Here is a 17,926-nt window from a genome sequence, read left to right on the forward strand (position 1 = left end):
GCGCGAGGCACGCACGGGCGGGTGGCCCGGCGGTGCCGGCGGGGTGGCTCAGCTCGCCACGAACCCGCTGACCAGCGTGCCGGCGGTCGGGCTGGACCGCACCGTCAGCGTGCCGTCGACCGTGGCCAGCCGGGCGGCGAGCTGACGCAGCGGCATCCGCCCGCCGGTGTCGAAGCCCGGCCCGGTGTCGGCCACCCTGAAGCTCAGGCCCCGGCAGGTGACGCGTAGCGACAGCGTGACCGCGGCGCCCGGGGCGTGCTTGTGCGCGTTGCTGACCGCCTCCAGGCAGGTCAGGTAGACGGCGGTCTCCACCTCGGGCGGGTACCGGCGGCCGGCCAGTTGCGCGTCGACGTTCAGGGTGACCGTGTCGAGAGCGCCCAGCCGGGCGGTCAACGCGGTCACCAGGCCGTGGTCGGCCAACGGCGCCAGCAGGCCGGTCGCGGTGGTGTGCAGCACCTCCTCGGTGCTGGCCAGCAACTCCCGCAGCCGGTCGAGGTGCCGGCCCGCCTCCGCGGCGTCGCCGGCGTCCAGCTGATGTTCCACCATGGCCAGCGACATCTGCAACGCGACCATGTGGTGCTGGGCGCCGTCGTGCAGGTCGCGCTCCAGCTGGTGCCGCTGGTGCTCCATCTCGCCGGCGGCCCGCTGCCGGGCGTCGGCCAGCAGCAGGTCGCTCTGGCCGATCAGCCTCTCGGCGTCGGCGGCGATCAGCTGGGCCTGGATGTCGCTGACCAGCAGGCGGGTCACCGCGTACAGCTCGGGCCATCGGAGCAGCCGCTCGGCCGCCGCCGGCGGCTCGACCACGAGGTCGGCCAGGACCTGCTCGCCGTCGCACAGCCGGACCGGCGTCGCCCGGCTCACGGGCACCGCCTCGACGCCGGTGGCGGCCCACCGGTGCTCCTGCACGGTGTGCCCGGCCGTCGCGTCCGCGTCGTGGCCCGCCGGCCGGGGCAGCCACAGCCCGATGGTGACCCTGGCGGCCTCCAGGCACCCACCCAGCGCCCGGGCCAGGGCCTCGGCCTGCGCTCCCGGCAGCGGCCGCCCCGGCAGGCTGTGCACCGCGTCGACCACCCGCGCCACCTGGTCCGACGGGCCCGGCGTCGGGGGCGGTCCGTCGGTTCGCTGCGTCGAGCGGCGCATGCCGCTACTGTAGGCGGCTCCGGCCGGGCCGGCCCGACCGGAGCCGTGGGCCGCGACGGGCCCCCGCCACGGTCGCCTCCAACGGCTCACGCGGCGCAGAGCAGGTGGTTGGTCGTCGCCTTGCGGGCCGCCCGCAGCGCGTAGTGCACCCGGCTCTTGACCGTGCCGACCGGCACCCCGAGCGTCTCGCTGATCTCGGCGGCGGTCCGGTCGTTCAGGTATGTCTCCACCAGCGCGGCCCGGTGCTCCGGCCACAGCCTGTGCAGCACCTGCTCGACCAGCAGGGAGTCCACCACGCCGGCCATCGGGTCCGCCGTGGCCACCTCGGCGGCGTTCTCGATGTCCACCTCGGTCGGCCGGGCCTTCCTCATGCGGTACCCGTCCATCACCAGGTTGTGCACCACCCGGCGCAGCCAGCCCAGCACCGATCCGTGGTCGCCGGTGAGCCGGTCCAGGTGCTTCCATGCCCGCAGGAACGCCTCCTGCACCGCGTCCTCGGCGCGTCCGGTGTCGCCGTCGGTCAGCCGCTGCGCGTACCGCAGCAGCGGTTGCTGGTAGGTGTCCATCAGCTCACGCAGGCGGGAGTCGCTCTCCGGCGCGCTGCGGTGTCGGTTGCGCTGCACTCGTTCGGCCATGCCCTGACACTGCCGGCGTGGGCCGGTCGCCCGACATGGTGCGGCCCCGCGGGTTGGGGAGGGTTATCCCTACGCCCGGCGCTGGCACCCGCGCCGCCGCCACCCCGCCGTTGGTCCGTGCGGCGACCGGTGAACCCGGCGGTGCCCCGATCCCGTGCCCCATGTGGACGACCTCGCGGCCCGGTGGCGGAGGGCAGGCGACGACGTCGTCCGGCACTGCCGCGACGGCCGGGACCGAGGCCGGGCGGCGGCCCGAGTGGTGGCGCCGTGGCGCCCGACCGAAGAGGTGGGTATGCAGGAGACGGACTTTCCGGCGGTGGGCATCGGGATCACGACGCACAACCGGGGCGTCGTGTTCCGCACCGCGTTGGAGGCGATCCGCAAGCACGCGCCCAGCGGGGCCGCGATCGTCGTGGTCGACGACGCCAGCGACGAGCCGGTGGAGGAGGCGACGTTCCGCTTCGACCGCAACGTCGGCATCGCGCGCGCCAAGAACAAGTGCCTGGAACTGCTGGTCGAGCGGGGCTGCACGCACCTGTTCCTGTTCGACGACGACTGCTGGCCGGTCGCGGACGGCTGGGAACGGCCCTACGTCGACAGCCCCGAGCCGCATCTGATGTACATGTTCACCGACACCGCGCGGGGCCGGCTGACCGACGCGACGGAGATCTACCGGGACGAGCGGCACCGGGCGTACACCCATCCCCGCGGCTGCATGCTCTACTTCGAGCGGCGGGTGCTGGACCGGGTGGGCGGATACGACACCCGGTTCGGCCGGTGGGGATACGAGCACGTGGACCTGTCCCACCGGATCTACAACGCCGGCCTGACCTCGTTCCGGTTCGCCGACGTGGTCGGCAGCGGAGACCTCATCTTCAGTTGCGACGAGCGCACCCACGTCGGCTCCAGCGTGTCCGACATCGAGCGCTTCCACCTGGTGCGTAACCTCAGGACCCGGTCGGAGGCGAGCTGCACCTCGTCGGAGTACCGCGAGTTCCGCACCGTTCCCGTTGCCGCGGCGACGGCGCAGAACGTGGTGCTGACCACGTACCTCACCGTGCAGCCCGACCCGCAGCGCGGCGTCACCTGGACACCGGACTACGCCGACCTGGCCGAGTTGCGCCGCTCCGTCGAGCGGCACGGGCGGCGGCTGGTGGTGCTGCACGACTGCCTCGACGAGCCGGACACCGACCTGGTCACGCACGTCCGGGTGACGCCGGGCGGGGACCTCAGCTCGCCGTACTTCCACCGCTGGCTGTGCTGGTGGCGGTACCTGCGCGAGCACCCCGAGATCGACCAGGTGTGGTGCGTCGACGGTACCGACGTGGAGATGCTGCGCGATCCGTTCCCGGAGATGGACGACCGGCTGTACGTGGGCGACGAGCCTGCGCCGCTGTGCATCCCGTGGATGGTGTACCACCACGGGGGCAGCGCCACGCTGTTGCAGTTCCTGTCCGACAACCGGGCCGCCCCGCTGCTCAACTGCGGGCTCACGGGCGGCCGGCGGGACACGGTGCTGGAGTTCTGCCGGGACGTGTTCGACTTCTGCGTCACCAACGCGAGGGAGGCCGGCCCGCTCGACATGGGGCCGTTCAACTACGTGGCCCGCACCTGGTACGCGGGAATGATCGTGCACGGCCGCCAGGTCAGCACGGAGTTCCGTAAGGACGACCGGACCAGCACCGAGTCGTGGTGGCGGCACAAGTAGGCGAACGCGGGCCGCGACACACGTGAACTCCGCAGGCCGCTCCCGCCGTGCCAGAGATGAACCCTGCACCGGGTGAAGGAGGGCGGTGACCGTGGACGTGGACACGGACCTGGATGTGGCGGCGGAAACGACCCGGGCCGCCGATCGTGACGAGAGCATGCACGCGTTGCTGCTGCGGTTGGCCGGCTCGCTGCCGGACCGGGTGCTGACCGACGCGAAGGACGCGCTGGCCGCCGGCCGGCGGCTGGACGTCGTACAGGCGCTCGCCTTCGAGGCGGTGTCCCAGCCGCTGCAACTGGACGCCGACGAGATCTCGGCGATGCGCGAGGAACTGGCCCTCGGCGGCGGGGACCTCGACCTCGGCCTGGCGCTGGAGGAACTGCGCGGGGACCGCCCGCAGGCACCCTGGCAGTTCCTGTCCGACCTGCCGACCACGCAGGAGGAGCTGGCGTCGATGGTGCTCCCGCAGGACCGCAGCGCCGATCCGGTCGACGTCCTCGACCCGGTCGACCAGGCGCTGGTGGCCGCGGCGTCGGCGATCCCGGCGGTTCGCGCCGTGTGGCGGGCGTGGCGGATGCCGCACACCGCACGTCCCTGGCAGGACCCGGTGCGGGTGGCCGTGGTCAGCGTCGACGACACGACGGGCGGACTCCCCGCGCTCGGCGTACGCCTGCGCCGCAGCATGGTCGAGGCCGGAGACGCCGAGGCGCAGGTCGAGGTCTGCTGGCGGGGGGCCGGGGGAGCGCCGTTCTACCAGACGCTGGCCCGCTCGTCCGGCTCGCTGCTGTGGGCGGCGCGGCCGGCCGTGCCGGTGGCCACCGCCCGGCTCTTCGACGGCGTCGATCCGGTGCGCGGCCCGTGGTTCGCCAGCAACCGGCCGGTGGTCTCCGATCCCGCGCGACGCGACGAGCTGCTCGCCGCGCTGCGCGGCGGGGTGGTCGTCGCGTGGAGCAGCGCCGCCATGGCCGACATCCTGTCCCCGGACCGTGGCGACGTGGTGCCGATGCACCTGCGCACCGACGGGACCTGGCTGTGGAGCGAGGCGGTCGGGTACTACCTGGAGAACTACGGCCTGGCCCCGGATCCGGAGCTGGTCACGCACCTGACCGGGGCCGAGCGTGCCGAGCCCCTGGACGAGATCTCCGTGCACCGTGCCCTGGTGCACCTGTGCCGGCCCGACGCCGAGGCGGTCCTCTGGCCGGCGTCCGGTGCCGACGCCGACCCGGCGTCGCCGGCCGAACCCTCCTCGCCCGACGTCCCGTCGTCCGACGGCGTGCCGCCGGCCCACCCGGAGCTGCCGGGCGTGCCGCCCGAGGCACGGCACGACCACGCGACGCCGCGGCCGGTGTCGCCGTGACCGACATGCTCGTCCTACGGCAGCGGGCATCCCTGCCGTCGTCCTGGAAACTGCCGCAGCCGGCCGGGGGCGTACCGGCCGGACACCAGGTGGCGCGCTACCTGCGCCAGGCGTCGAAGGCCGTGGGCGCCGCGGTGGCGCGCATCCTGCCGGGCGCCGGTCCGCGGGTGCCGGCGCTCGATCCGGGGCCGTGGGAGGCCCAGGGATCGGTCACCCCCGGCCCGGCGGGCTGGTTCGCGCTCGCGGTCGAGGCCGGCCCGTCCGGCTTCCAGCTGGGCGGCCGGTCGTTGGCCGGCACCGACCTGGCCCAGGCGATCTGGCACTGCCCCCGGTGGCGGGGCCGGCCGGTGCTGCTGGTCACCCAGCCCTCCGCGCCGGCCGACGGGGCCGGGCCGTTGCTGCACCAGCTCGCGGTCGACCTGGGGACACCGGTCTACGCCTCGGACGCCGCCATCCGCTTCACCTTCGGGCGCGCCTCCACGAGTGGGCTGTTCTGGCGCTGGCGCCCGGACGGCGGGGACGAACCGGAGCCGGCTGGTCCCCTGCTGCCCCCACTCGGGCCGGTACGCGTACGTCAGCGCGCGTCCGGCCGTGACCGGAACCGCCAGCCGTCGTCGCCGGTGTCGTCGCCCCCGCCCGGGTCGGCACCGCCGCCGGTGATCGCCGGTCCGGGAACCGCCCCGTCGCCCGCCGATCCGACGGCGGCGACGTCGCGCCCTGCGGCACCGGAGTCTGTGCGGGGGGTGTCTGCGGAAGCGGGGCCGGGCGTGCTCGGGCTGGCCGTTCCGGTGCTCGAGGTGCCCCGGCCCGACCTCAGCATCCGGCGCATGGTCCTGCCCGAGTTCCAGCCGCCCCGGCTGGAGCTGGACACCTGCCGGCCGCCGGCCGTGGCCACCGCTGCCGTCCCCTCGACTGAAGCGGTGGCCACGCTCGCCGCGGCTGCCCCGGCGACCGGCCCGGCCGCGGCCGATGCCCCGGCGACCGGCCCGGCCGTAGCCGGTGCCCCGGTAGGCGGCCCGGCCGCCACCGGTGCGCCCGGGAACGGCGCGGACGTCGGCCCACCGCCGACGCCGCGCGCCGCGCGGCCCGGGGCGGCCTGGTTCGGGATCCGGGCGCGCACCGGCGAGGCGGACCGGGAGCGGCTGCGCACCGCGCTGGGCTGGAAGTTCCAGGCGCACTCCCGGACGGTGACCCGGGCGCTGTCGCTGCACCCCGGGCTGCGCAGCGCGGTCGGCGAGCACGACACGATGGCCGGACTCGTCGCGGTGCTGGCCCTGCTCGACGCAGTGGGCGAGCGGGTCAACGACGCGCTGCGCGGCGGGGGGACGCCCGACGAGGACGTCCGGTTGCTGGCCCGGTGCGCCTGCGCGGGGCTGAGACAACTGCCGGCGATAGGCGGTCCCGTCTTCGCCGCGGCACCCGCCGGGCTGGCGGTGGCCGGCCGGTACGGCCCCGGAGAACTGCTGGTGGAGCCGGCGTTCACCACGGTGTCGGTGAACGCCGGCGCGGAGGGCGGCGCGGGCCGCTACGCGATCTGGTCGGCGACCGCGCGGCGGCTGGATCACCTGGGTGTCCCGGGCGGGCCGGATGCCGGGGCCGGGCGGGCCATGTTCGCCGCCGGCACCCGCTTCGCGGTGCTCGACGCCGGCGAGGGGCCGGACGGCGTGCCGTGCGTACTGCTGCGGGAGATCGTCTTCGGGAGTCACGAACGTGGGCTCGACGAGCGGGTGGCCGGCAAGCTGCGAGACGCGCTCGCCGCACGGTCGCAACGCGCGACGCCCCCGCCGCTGCCGTGGCCGCTGGGCCTCGCGGCCGACGGCCGCCCGTTCGCGCTCCAGCCCCGACCGGCCGGCGACAGCCATGAAGGAGCAGATTCGTGACCACCAGCGTCCTGTCGGTGTCGGCCAGGGACACCGGATGCCTCACCGACATCACCCGGGCACTGGACTCGGCGGCACCCGGTGACACCGTCGCGGTACGCCCCGGCGTGTACCGCGAGGCGCCGCTGTTCCGCCAGAACGTCGTCCTGGTCGCCGAGGACGGCCCGGGCACCGTCACCATCGAGGTGCCCGCGGGCGCGGCCATCCTGGTCGCCGGCGGCGAGGTCCTGATCCAGGACATCGCCATCCGCGGCGGCGACGAGCGGATCCCGCTGCTCCAGGTGGCCGCCGGCCGGGTTCGCCTGGAGGCCTGCACCATCGACGCCACGGCGCCGGCCGCGGTCCACGTGCGCGGCGGCTCCGTGCAGATGCGCGCCGGCGCGATCAGCAACCCCGGCGGCGCGGGCATCGTCCACGAGGCCGGCGCGGGCGAGTACACCCGCGTGCGCGTGCACGACATCGCCAGGTACGCGATCCTGACGTCCGGACCGAGCGCCCCGGTGTTCCGCGACTGCACGTTCACCGGGATCGCGGAGGCGGCCCTGCTGGCGGTGGGCGTCAGCACCCCGCGGCTGGAGAACTGCCACATCGACGAGGTCGGCCAGTACGCCGTCGTGGCGCAGCAGGCGGCCCGGCCGCACCTGGCCGGCACCACCGTGCTCGGCGGCGAGGTCGGGCTCCTCGCCAGCGACGACGCGGCCCCGGCGCTGGACGGCTGCGAGATCCGGGACACCCGGGTGCACGCCGTGGTGACCATGGCGCAGGCGGCGCCCACGCTCTCCGACACGGTCATCACCCGGGCCCGCGGCCACGGCCTCGACTGCCGGGGCACCTCCCGGCCGAGGCTGACCGACTGCGAGGTGCGCGACTGCGGCGCGGCCGGGGTGGTGGTCGGCGACGCGGCGGCGCCGCACCTGACCGGCGGGACGGTGGCGGGCTGCGCCGACGCGGGCGTGTTCCTGACCGGCCGGTCGACGGCGCGGCTGGACGGGGTGGGGATACGCGACGTTCCCATCGGCGTGGCGATCGAGCAGGACGCCGATCCGCACCTGCACAACCTGTCCATCGAGGGCGTCCGGTACGGCCTGCACGCGACCGGCGGCGCCGGCCGGTTCTCCAGCGGGCAGGTCACCGGGGCGCGGGCCGCCGGGGCGAAGCTCGCCGACGACGCGACCGCCGTGCTGTCCAACTCCCGGTTCACCGGCTGCCGGGTCGGTGTGGAGGTGGCCGGAAACGCCCGCCCCACCCTGTCCTCGATGGCCGTGGAGGATTCGGCCGGTGCCGGCCTGCTGACCGGCGGCCCCAGCGTGGTCACCGTGTCCCGCAGCCGGATCAGCGGCAGCCGCGGCCCCGGGATCCGGGCCGGCGCCGGCAGCAGCGTCACCGCGTCGGACTGCGAGATCGTGGGTAACCAGGGCCCGGGCGTCCTCGTGGAGACCAACGCGCCGGTGCGACTGCGCGGCGGGGTGGTGCGCGGCAACGGTGGCGTCGCCGTGGACGCGCCGAGCCCGACCGCGGCGGTCGAGCTGTCCGACGTGGACACCGGTCACAACGGGCGGCCGGTCTCCCTCCCGCCGCCCGCGGCCGGGCGGCGGGACGCGCCGGCGGCCGACGCGGCCCCGGGAGCCGCGCCCGCCCCGACCGGAGGCGCCAGCCCGGGCGTCACCCCGGCCGGCGAGCCCTCCGACACCCGCCCGCGGGGCCCCGCGCCGTCCGGCGTCGAGCCGTTCGGTTCCCTGGCGCCCGCCGACGGCGGTCCCGGTGCCGGTGGGCCCGGCGACGGTCCGCCGAGTGTCGGGGCGTCGGGCCGTGCCACGGGCGGCGGCCGGGCCGAGGACGGGCCGGTGGCCGCGCTGCTGCGCGAACTGGACGGGCTGGTCGGCCTGGCCGGGGTCAAGCACGAGGTGTCCACCCTGGTCGGGCTCAACCAGATCGCCAAGCGTCGCCGGGAGGCCGGGCTGCACGTGCCGCCCATGTCCCGGCACCTGGTCTTCGCCGGGCCCCCCGGCACGGGCAAGACCACGGTGGCCCGCATCTTCGCCCGGATCCTGGCCGCCCTCGGGGTGCTCGCCAGCGGGCAACTGGTCGAGGTGTCCCGCAGCGACCTGGTCGCCGAGCACGTCGGTGGCACCGCCGTGAAGACCACGGCCCGGTTCGAGGAGGCCCTGGGCGGGGTGCTGTTCATCGACGAGGCGTACACGCTCTCGTCCGGCGGGGGCGGCGGCGGCCACGACTTCGGCCGGGAGGCCATCGACACCCTGGTCAAGCTGATGGAGGACCACCGGGACGAGGTGGTCGTGGTGGTCGCCGGCTACAGCCCGAACATGCGGACCTTCCTGGCCGCCAATCCGGGCCTGGAGTCCCGCTTCGCCCGCACCGTCCAGTTCGACAGCTATTCCGACGACGACCTGGCCGAGATCGTCGAGCGGCTCTGCCGCGCCCACCACTACGCGCTGGAGTACGAGACGCGGCAGGCCCTGGTGCGGCACTTCAGCGAGATGGCCCGCACCGAGACCTTCGGCAACGCCCGCGTGGCGCGGCAGGTCTTCGAGGACATGCTGGGGCGTCAGGCGTACCGGCTGTCGAGCAACCCGCAGGCCAGCGACCTCGAACTGGCCCGGCTGCTGCCGGAGGACCTGGGCGGACAGGCGGCCGGGCCGGCGGAGCCGGCCGGCGTGGCGCAGGTCGTCCAGGACCTGCTCGGCAGGCTGAACTCGATGGTCGGCCTGGACGCGGTCAAGCGCGAGGTGACCGACGTGATCGACCTGATCGCCTCCACCGAGGCCCGGACCCGGGCCGGTCTGCCCACCCCGACGGTATCCCGGCACCTGGTCTTCGCCGGGCCGCCCGGCACCGGCAAGACCAGCGTGGCCCGGCTGTACGGCCAGCTGCTCAACGCGATGGGCGTGCTGCGCACCGGTCAGCTCGTCGAGGTCTCCCGGGCCGACCTGGTCGGCGAGTACGTCGGGCACACCGCCGTCAAGACCACCGACGTGTTCAACCGGGCGCGCGGCGGCGTGCTGTTCGTCGACGAGGCGTACGCGCTGACCGGCCAGGGCAACGACTTCGGCCGGGAAGCCATCGACACACTGGTGAAGCTGATGGAGGACCACCGGGACGACATCGTGGTGATCGCGGCCGGCTACACGGGGGACATGCGCCGGTTCCTGGCCAACAACGCGGGCCTGGCCTCCCGGTTCAGCCGGCAGATCCCGTTCGAGTCGTACACCTCGTCGGAACTGGTGTCGATCCTGCAGGCGCTGGCCCGCGACGGCGGCTTCGACTTCAGCAACGACAGCATTCCCCTGCTGTACGCGCACTTCGAGAGCCTGACCCGGGACGAGACCTTCGGCAACGGCCGGTACGCCCGCCAGTTGCTCGAACGCACCATGACCAAGCAGGCCAACCGGTTGCGCGGGGCCGCCGCGCCGACCGTGGAGGAGATGCGCCAGTTGCGCGCGGCCGACGTGCGGGCGGCCATCGCGGCCTGACCCCTGTCCTGGATACGGAAGAAAGGTGCTTGAGAATGCCGGCAGTGAGTATGCGGGGTGCCTGGCGGATCAGGGTGGTGAGCAAGGAGTCCCTCTTCGCGCAGCGGATCGTGTTCTCCGGTGACGTGCAGAAGATGCTCAACCTGGACGTCGGGACCTCGGCGTCAGCGAGTGGGAGGCGGTGGGCGCTCCGGTTCGAGCACGACCGCGGTGACGGCGTCTGGCGGCCGAACGTCTCGGTGGAGGCGGGCGCCATCGTCCGGCACGGCAACGAGCTCCAGCGGCTGATAGCGACGAAGGACGTGTTCTGGAGCGGTGACCGTGAACACGACGACCTGAAGGTGCTGCTGACCCGCCCCGCGCCCGCGGGTTCCCCGGAGGAGGCGGCGGGCGGCTCGCCCTTCGCCGTCGACGTCGACCTGCCCGAGCTGCCGCCATCGCCGATGCTCCCATCGGTGGACGGTCTCGAGGCGCCGCAGGAGCGGCAGCGTTCGTACGGTGGCCAGGGGGCGGGGGTTCCCCTGCGGAGAGGGCCGTGGTGATTCTTGAGACGCCATACGCAGACTCGACGGAGGGACCGCGATGACCCGTACCCCTGAAGGCCCCGTCACCCGGCGCGCCCTGCTGCGCGGCGCGGCCGCCGCCGGCGTCGCCGCCGCGGGCGGCGCGCTCACCGCCGCGCCCACACCGGCGCTCGCCGCACCCGGCGGGTTCCCCACCTACCAGTACGTCCGCGACGCCTTCGCCGGTCCACTGCGCTACAACCCCACCGGCGAGTTCATCTTCCCCTGCGTCCGTGGCGTCTACGACAAACTCGACAGCTACCTCGGCCGCTACTACCTCTACTACGCGCCCCACGACGCGCCCGGCGGAATCTGCCTCGCCTACGCCGACCGGCTCGAAGGCCCCTACACCGAATACCCCGGCAACCCCATCGTCGACCGAGTTCTCCCCACCACGACCGTCAGCCACGTGTCGTCACCCCACGTCGTCTGGGACGCGCCCACCCGGCAGTTCTACCTCTATTTCCACGGCGAGAACTTCACCACCCGCGTGGCCCGCTCCACCGACGGCATCCGGTTCACCGACGAGACGCCCATCCTCTCCACCAGGCTCGTGCCCAACACGACCGAGACCTCCTACGCGCGGGTCTTCGAGCACTCGGTGGCCGGCAGGAACAACCGCTACGTCATGGTGTTCATGGGCCTGCACACCATCGGGCCCGGCGCTCGCAAGATCTTCTGGGGCTGGTCGCCCAACGGCTGGAGCGGCTGGCAGTTCGACCCGAACCCGCTGGTCTCACCCTCCGGCGACGGACTCACCGACATCTCCGCGCCGCACCTGCTGAAACGCAACGGCACGGCGTACCTCGCCTACCACGGCAACAGCGGCAACATGTACCTCACCGAGGTCGGCGTCAACTTCGACCGGGAGGTCCACCTCGGGGTGTTCCACCGGCCGATCGCGTCGGACGACGGCCGCGTCGCGGCCCCCGCATTCGGCACCGACGGCGGCGTCCAGTACATGCTCTACGAGGCCGGACCCCGCCTCAACGCCAGAATCCGCATCGCCCGCGCAGCCGGGTAGCGCCGGCCGGCGCATCGCCGGCGGCTGCGGCTTGTCCGTGCGCCCGGCCGCCGCGGGGGGACGCCCCGCGGCGACCGGGCGTGTGCGCCTGTCCGCCTGCCGGCCGCCGCCGGGGAGGGCGTCGCGCGACGCCCCCGGTGCGGAAAGTTGTCGATTCCGGGCACCGGTCAACTCTTTCCGGCCCGTAGCCGTGTGACGGATGTGAGCACCAGACCTTTCCGGCGGCCGGCGCGCCGCAACGGACCCGAACTGCCACACGGCGAGATCACCCTGCAGGAGCCGCCGGTCGTTCCGGAGGTGCAGCCTGCGGGATTCCGCTCGCTCGGGATGATCCTGCCGAGCCTGCTGATGACCGGCGGGTTCATGTTCATGATGATGAGCAACTCGCTCAAGGGCCCGATGGGCATGGTCATGCTGGTCATGATGGGCGGCGGCATGGCGGGCATGGCCGTGTTCCAGATGACGATGGCCAACGGCAACCGCAAGCAGCAGATCAACGGCGACCGGCGCGACTACTTCCGCTACCTGTCCCAGACCAGGGCGCGGGTCCGCCAGTACGCCGCGGAGCAGCAGAGCGCGCTGGCCTGGCGGCACCCCGACCCGGAGTCGCTGTGGTCGCTGGCGATGACCAGCCGGCTGTGGGAGCGCCGGCCGACGCATCCGGACTTCGGCGAGATCCGGGTCGGCACCGGCGCCCAGCGGCTCGCGGTGCGGATCACCCCGCTGGACACCAAGCCGGTGGAGGACCTGGAACCGGTGTGCGCGAAGGCGTTGCGCCGGTTCATCAGGGCCTACACGACGGTGCCCGACCAGCCCGTCGCGCTGTGCCTGCCCGGCTTCGCGCACGTGCGGATCAGCGGCGACCGGGACGTGGCGCGGGGCATGGTGCGCGCCATGCTCGCCCAGTTGGTCACCTTCCACGCCCCGGACGAGCTGCGGCTGGCGCTGTGCATCGGCGTCGAGCAGGCCGAGCAGTGGGAGTGGGCCAAGTGGCTGCCGCACGCCAAGCACGCCACCGACGTCGACGTGGCCGGGCCGGTACGGCTGTTCGGCGCCACCCTCGAAGAGGTGGAGCGGCTGCTGGGCGCGGAGTTCGCGGCCCGCTCCCGGTACGAGGACGACGCCCAGCCCTCCCGCGAGGAACCGTTCGTCGTGGTGGTCTGCGACGGCGGCGTCATCCCGGCGGGCGCCCGGCTGACCGTCTCCGGGTACCGCAACGCCGTCCTCGTCGACTTCGACGGCCGTGGCCTCGCCGACGGGGACAACGTGCTCAACCTGGAGGTGTCCGCCACCGACGTGGACATGATCGAGAAGGACCACGTGGGCCGGGAGGTGCGCACGCGGCTCGCCGCACCAGACCACCTGGACGTGCCCCGGCTGCGGGCGGTGGCCCGGATCATGGCCCGGCACGCCACCAGGGTCACCGGCGAGCAGCCGGCCAGCGGACTCAGCGCCGTCCTCGACCTGCCCGACCTGCTGGACATCCCCGACCTGGACACCTTCGACCCGCGCGCCCGGTGGGAGGCCCGCACGCCCGCCGACCGGCTGCGGGTGCCCATCGGGGTGGCCGCCGACGGCTCCCCGATCGAGCTGGACATCAAGGAATCAGCCGAGGGCGGGATGGGGCCGCACGGCATGCTCATCGGCGCCACCGGGTCGGGCAAGAGCGAGCTGCTGCGCACCCTGGTGCTGGCCCTGGCCGCCACGCACTCCTCGGAGACCCTCAACTTCGTGCTGGTGGACTTCAAGGGCGGCGCCACCTTCGTCGGGCTGGACCGGCTGCCGCACGTCTCCGCGCTCATCACCAACCTGGCCGACGAGGCCGCGCTGGTCGACCGGATGCAGACCACCCTCCAGGGGGAGCTGGTGCGCCGGCAGGAGCTGCTCCGCCGGGCCGGCAGCTTCACCTCGGTGCGCGACTACGAGAAGGCCCGCGCCCAGGGCGCCGAGCTCGAACCGCTGCCCACCCTGTTCGTGGTGGTGGACGAGTTCAGCGAGCTGATCGCGGCCAACCCCGAGTTCATCCAGCTGTTCGTGATGATCGGTCGGCTCGGCCGCTCGCTCGCGGTGCACCTGCTGCTGGCCTCGCAGCGCCTGGAGGACGGGCGTATCCACCAGCTCGAAGGGCACCTGTCGTACCGCATCGGGCTGCGCACGTTCTCCGCGATGGAGTCGCGGGCGGTCATCGGCGTGCCCGACGCGTACGAGCTGCCGGGTGATCCGGGCAACGGATACCTGCGTTCCAGCGTCACCAGCATCACCCGGTTCAAGGCCGCGTACGTGTCCGGCCCGCACCGGGTGCGCAGCACCGGACTGCGCCGCGAGGTGATCGCCAGCCAGGTGGTCCCGTTCACCGCCGCGGCCGCCGCGCCCGCCGTCCCGGCGCCGCTCCCGCCGGCGGAACCGACGCCGCAGGAGCCGGCCGACACCGGCACGACCGTGCTGCACGCGCTGGTGGACCGGCTGGTCGACCAGGGTCCGCCGGCACACCAGGTGTGGATGGCGCCGCTGGAGGACGCGCCCACCCTGGACGACGTGCTGCCGCCGCTGTTGCCCGACCCCGAGCACGGGCTGCGTCCCATCGACGCCGGCCGGCACGGGCACCTGCAGGTGCCGGTCGGCCTCATCGACAAGCCGTTCGAGCAGCTGCGTGACCTGCTCGTGGTGGACCTGGCCGGGGTCGGCGGGCACGTGGGCGTGGCCGGCGGGCCGCAGAGCGGCAAGAGCACGCTGCTGCGGTCGCTGGTGTGCGGGCTGGCCCTCACCCACTCGCCGCGGCAGGTGCAGTTCTACTGCCTCGACTTCGGCGGCGGCGCGCTGGCCGGGCTGGCCGGCCTGCCCCACATCGGCGGGGTCGCCGGCCGGCACGAGCCGGAGCGGGTGGGCCGCACGGTGGCCGAGGTCCGCTCGATCCTCGTCGAGCGGGAACGGCGCTGCGCGGAGCTGGGCATCCACGGCCGGGACGCCTACCTGCAGGCGCAGGCCGACGGCCGCATCACCGAGGACCGGTTCGGCGACGTGTTCCTGGTCGTGGACGGGTGGTTCGTGCTGCGCCAGGAGTTCGAGCCGGCCGAGGAGACGGCCCGGGACATCGCCGCCCGGGGCCTGAACTACGGGGTCCACATGATGATCTCCATGGGCCGCTGGTCGGAGCTGCACATGTCGATGCGGGACAAGGTCGGCACGCGCCTCGAACTGCGCCTGGGCGACCCGGTGGAGTCCGGGATCGACCTGCGTGCGGCGGCCCAGGTGCCCCGCCGGCCGGGGCACGGGCTGACCGACGCCAAGCTGCACTTCCTCGGCGCGTTGCCGCGCATCGACGGCGTCCAGTCGGCCGAGGGGCTCGCCGCGGCCACCGAGCACCTGGTGTCCGCGGTGGCGGACAGCTGGCCCGGGGAACGCGCCGCCGCCGTGCGCACCCTGCCGGCCTCGCTGCCGATGGCCGAGCTGCCGGCGCCGCAGGAAGCCCGCATCGCGCTCGGCGTGGACGAGGACCAGCTCGCGCCGGTGTGGCACGACTTCCGGGCGATGCCGCACCTGACCGTGCTGGGGGACACCGAGAGCGGGAAGACGAACCTGCTGCGCCTCGTCGCCCACGCGATCGTCACCAGCCACACCCCGGCCCAGGCGCGCATCATGGCCGTCGACTACCGGCGGCAGCTCTTCGACGACGTGCCGGCCGCCTACCGGCTCGGCTACTCGGTCTCGCCGGACAGCACCCGGGACACCGCCGCCGAGGCGCTCGCCGGCCTCCGGCCGCGGGTTCCCGGCCCCGACATCACCCCGGAGCAGCTACGTGCCCGCGACTGGTGGACCGGCCCCGCGCTGTACGTCCTGGTCGACGACTACGAGCTGCTCGCCGGGCACGACAACCCGCTGGCCAACCTGATCCCGTTGCTGCCCCAGGGCGGCGACATCGGCCTGCACGTGGTCGTCGCGCGGGCCGCGGCCGGAGCGATGCGGCTGTCGATGGACCCGCTGCTGCGCCGCATCCAGGAACTGAACACTCCGGACGTGGCGCTGTCCTGCCCGCCGACGGAAGGCCCGCTGCTGGGCAACACCAAGCCCCGTCCGCTGCCCCCGGGCCGGGCGTTGCTGTGCACCCGGCGCGGCAGCCGGCTGATCCAGACGGCGCTGGCACCCGCGCCGGAGGTGTCCACCGAGGCCGGCCGATGACCCGCACCGCCGCCCGCCCGCCCCGTACGCCCACCCCGTCGGCCCGCACCGCCGAACCGGCGGCGGCCGAGGAACTGGCCCGGCGGCTGCGGGCCCTGGCCTGCCTGCCCGGACCGTCGGCGACGCCGACCGCCTGGCCCTGCGACACCGGGCTGCTGGACTGGCTGCGCCGGATGACCTACCCCGACCTCTACACCTGGGCGGCCGAGGAGAACCTGGCGCGCCGCTGGATCGGCGGCGACGTCTTCGGCTCCCGCCTCCTGCCGCGGGCACCGGGGTTCCTCGCCGGCGTCGACGTGCGCCGGCTCGCCCCGCACCTGGTCGCGCCGCTGTTGCGGCGGGTGAGCATGACCCGTCCGGCCCCGACCGCCGCCGACCTGACGCCCGCGGCCCTGGCCGCCGACGGGGGCCCGGTCAGCACGTTCCGGCGCGACGGTGCCGCCCGGCTCTGGGGCCAACCGGAGCACGCGCCGCCGCTGCCCGACACCACCACCATCCCGCACGTCGTGCACGGCATCTGGCTCGGCCGTCCGCTGCCGGAGTCGAACGGCTTCTGGGTCAACTACGGCGCGGCGGCCGACAGCTACGCCGGCCAGGTCGACTTCGTGCTGTGGACGGACATCCCACGGTCCCGTTTCGACGCGGCCCGCGCCACCCCGCCCGCCCCGGCCGGCCACCCCGATCCCCTGGCCCCGACGCGCGCCCTGCTCGCCTGGGCCGGCACCCACGGCATCCACCTGGTGAGCGTGGCCGAGCTGTTCCACGCGAACGCGCCGATGACCCTGCACACCCCGTACGCGCTGGAGCTGAACCGCAGGCTGCCGCAGGGCTTCGCGGCGGCCAGCGACCACCTGCGGGTCGAGGTGGTGCACCGGTTCGGCGGCCTGTACGCCGACGGTGACCTGCGCTTCCTGCCCGACGCCGCGCCCCCGCCGGCCGAGCGGGCCGACCGCCCGGAGGGGCCGGGTGCCGAAGGTGTGCCGGGCGGCGGCTACCGGCTGTTCCGCGGCCGGTGGGACGGGCCGCCGGCGGCCGACGGACCGGCCCGGCTGCCGGACCTGTTCGACCGGGTCGCCGCGTCGGCGCACGGGTTCACGCTGCACGCGCTCACCGACGAGATCGTCCTCAACGACGTCATCCTGGCCCCGGCGGGGCACCCCGCGCTGGCACTGTGGTTGGAGGGCGCGCGGTACAACTACCTGCGCGACCCGCGCGACCTCTACGCCGCCGACACCCCCGAGCCGGCCGACCCGGACCCGCCCACCTCGGACCCGCGAGCCGGGTCCGGCCCGCCGGTCGCGGGGGCGTCGGGGTGGCATGGGGAACCGGCCTCCTGGACCTGGGCGGTCACCGCGATGCGCACCGGGCGGGTGCACCACTGGCTGCTGGCCCGGCTGGGCATCGGCGTGGCCGATCTGGTCAGGCCGGCACCGGCGGTACGCGGGCACAGCGAGCTGAGCTGGCTGCCGCCGGTCGACGGCCAGCCGCCGGTCGCCTGCCCCGACCCGGACCCGCTGCCGACCCTGGTCGCCTGCGTGGACCTGCTGCGCTGGCAGCACCTGTCGCGCGCGGGGGACCTGTGCCTCACCGCGGTCGCTCCGCTGGTGCGCGGGCTGCCCGAACCGGACACCGCGTGGACCGCGCTGCTGCTCGCGTTCGGGCACCTCTCCACCGACCTCGGCCCGGTCACGTCGGTCACCGACCGGCGACGCAACCAGGACCAGACCCTCGACGTGGTGACCCTGCCGCCCGAGGCCGAGGCGCTGCTGGACCGTTCCGCCACACCGGTGACCTGGTTCGGTTCCGTCCGCTCCGGCGACGACCCCGAAGCCGCAGCGGAGGCCGCCGGCCGGGAGCACTGGTTCCTGGGCGAGCGCACGGTCCCGGCCCGGCTCCTGCCCGCCGCCCCGCACGGACACCCGGGACGGGCAAGAAAGCCGTGAACTCCCGTG

General features: G+C 74.5%; 10 protein-coding genes. 8 read left to right on the forward strand and 2 right to left on the reverse strand.

The features are described from left to right. Nucleotides 1-48: 48 nt before the first annotated feature. Both HDA31_RS10205 and HDA31_RS10210 read right to left on the reverse strand, forming a co-directional pair. Nucleotides 49-1,140, reverse strand: a complete 1,092-nt coding sequence (locus HDA31_RS10205; protein WP_178064854.1) for a sensor histidine kinase — start codon at nt 1,138-1,140, stop codon at nt 49-51. Between the two features lie 86 nt (nt 1,141-1,226). Beyond that, nucleotides 1,227-1,775, reverse strand: coding sequence for a sigma-70 family RNA polymerase sigma factor (locus tag HDA31_RS10210; RefSeq protein WP_246383848.1), 549 nt, complete (start codon nt 1,773-1,775; stop codon nt 1,227-1,229). A 292-nt stretch (nt 1,776-2,067) separates the two neighbouring features. On the opposite strand from HDA31_RS10210, the gene HDA31_RS10215 reads away from it, so the two are divergent. The 8 genes from HDA31_RS10215 to HDA31_RS10250 all read left to right on the forward strand — a co-directional run bounded on the left by HDA31_RS10215 (nt 2,068) and on the right by HDA31_RS10250 (nt 17,917). After that, the gene (locus HDA31_RS10215) at nt 2,068-3,483 is read left to right on the forward strand and encodes a glycosyltransferase family 2 protein (protein WP_178064855.1); all 1,416 of its coding nucleotides are present in this window, start codon (nt 2,068-2,070) and stop codon (nt 3,481-3,483) included. A gap of 85 nt (nt 3,484-3,568) precedes the next feature. Next, nucleotides 3,569-4,840 (forward strand): hypothetical protein, encoded by a 1,272-nt coding sequence (locus HDA31_RS10220; RefSeq protein ID WP_184871952.1) that lies wholly within the window; start codon nt 3,569-3,571, stop codon nt 4,838-4,840. Beyond that, nucleotides 4,837-6,720 (forward strand): hypothetical protein, encoded by a 1,884-nt coding sequence (locus HDA31_RS10225; RefSeq protein WP_178064857.1) that lies wholly within the window; start codon nt 4,837-4,839, stop codon nt 6,718-6,720. The genes HDA31_RS10220 and HDA31_RS10225 overlap by 4 nt, the downstream gene beginning before the upstream one ends. Next, on the forward strand, nt 6,717-10,211 hold the full coding sequence (locus HDA31_RS10230) for an AAA family ATPase (protein ID WP_178064858.1): 3,495 nt from the start codon (nt 6,717-6,719) through the stop codon (nt 10,209-10,211). Before HDA31_RS10225 ends, HDA31_RS10230 begins: the two co-directional genes overlap by 4 nt. 44 nt (nt 10,212-10,255) lie before the next feature. Beyond that, the gene (locus HDA31_RS10235) at nt 10,256-10,753 is read left to right on the forward strand and encodes a hypothetical protein (protein ID WP_178064859.1); all 498 of its coding nucleotides are present in this window, start codon (nt 10,256-10,258) and stop codon (nt 10,751-10,753) included. Between the two features lie 40 nt (nt 10,754-10,793). Further along, nucleotides 10,794-11,798: a glycoside hydrolase family protein gene (locus tag HDA31_RS10240; protein WP_178064860.1), complete on the forward strand. Its 1,005-nt coding sequence runs from the start codon at nt 10,794-10,796 to the stop codon at nt 11,796-11,798. 201 nt (nt 11,799-11,999) lie between these two features. Then, nucleotides 12,000-15,974: a type VII secretion protein EccCa gene (gene eccCa, locus HDA31_RS10245; protein ID WP_178064861.1), complete on the forward strand. Its 3,975-nt coding sequence runs from the start codon at nt 12,000-12,002 to the stop codon at nt 15,972-15,974. Beyond that, nucleotides 15,971-17,917: a hypothetical protein gene (locus HDA31_RS10250; RefSeq protein WP_178064862.1), complete on the forward strand. Its 1,947-nt coding sequence runs from the start codon at nt 15,971-15,973 to the stop codon at nt 17,915-17,917. Before eccCa ends, HDA31_RS10250 begins: the two co-directional genes overlap by 4 nt. Nucleotides 17,918-17,926: the final 9 nt, after the last annotated feature.

Source organism: Micromonospora carbonacea (assembly GCF_014205165.1).
Taxonomy (GTDB): domain Bacteria; phylum Actinomycetota; class Actinomycetes; order Mycobacteriales; family Micromonosporaceae; genus Micromonospora; species Micromonospora carbonacea.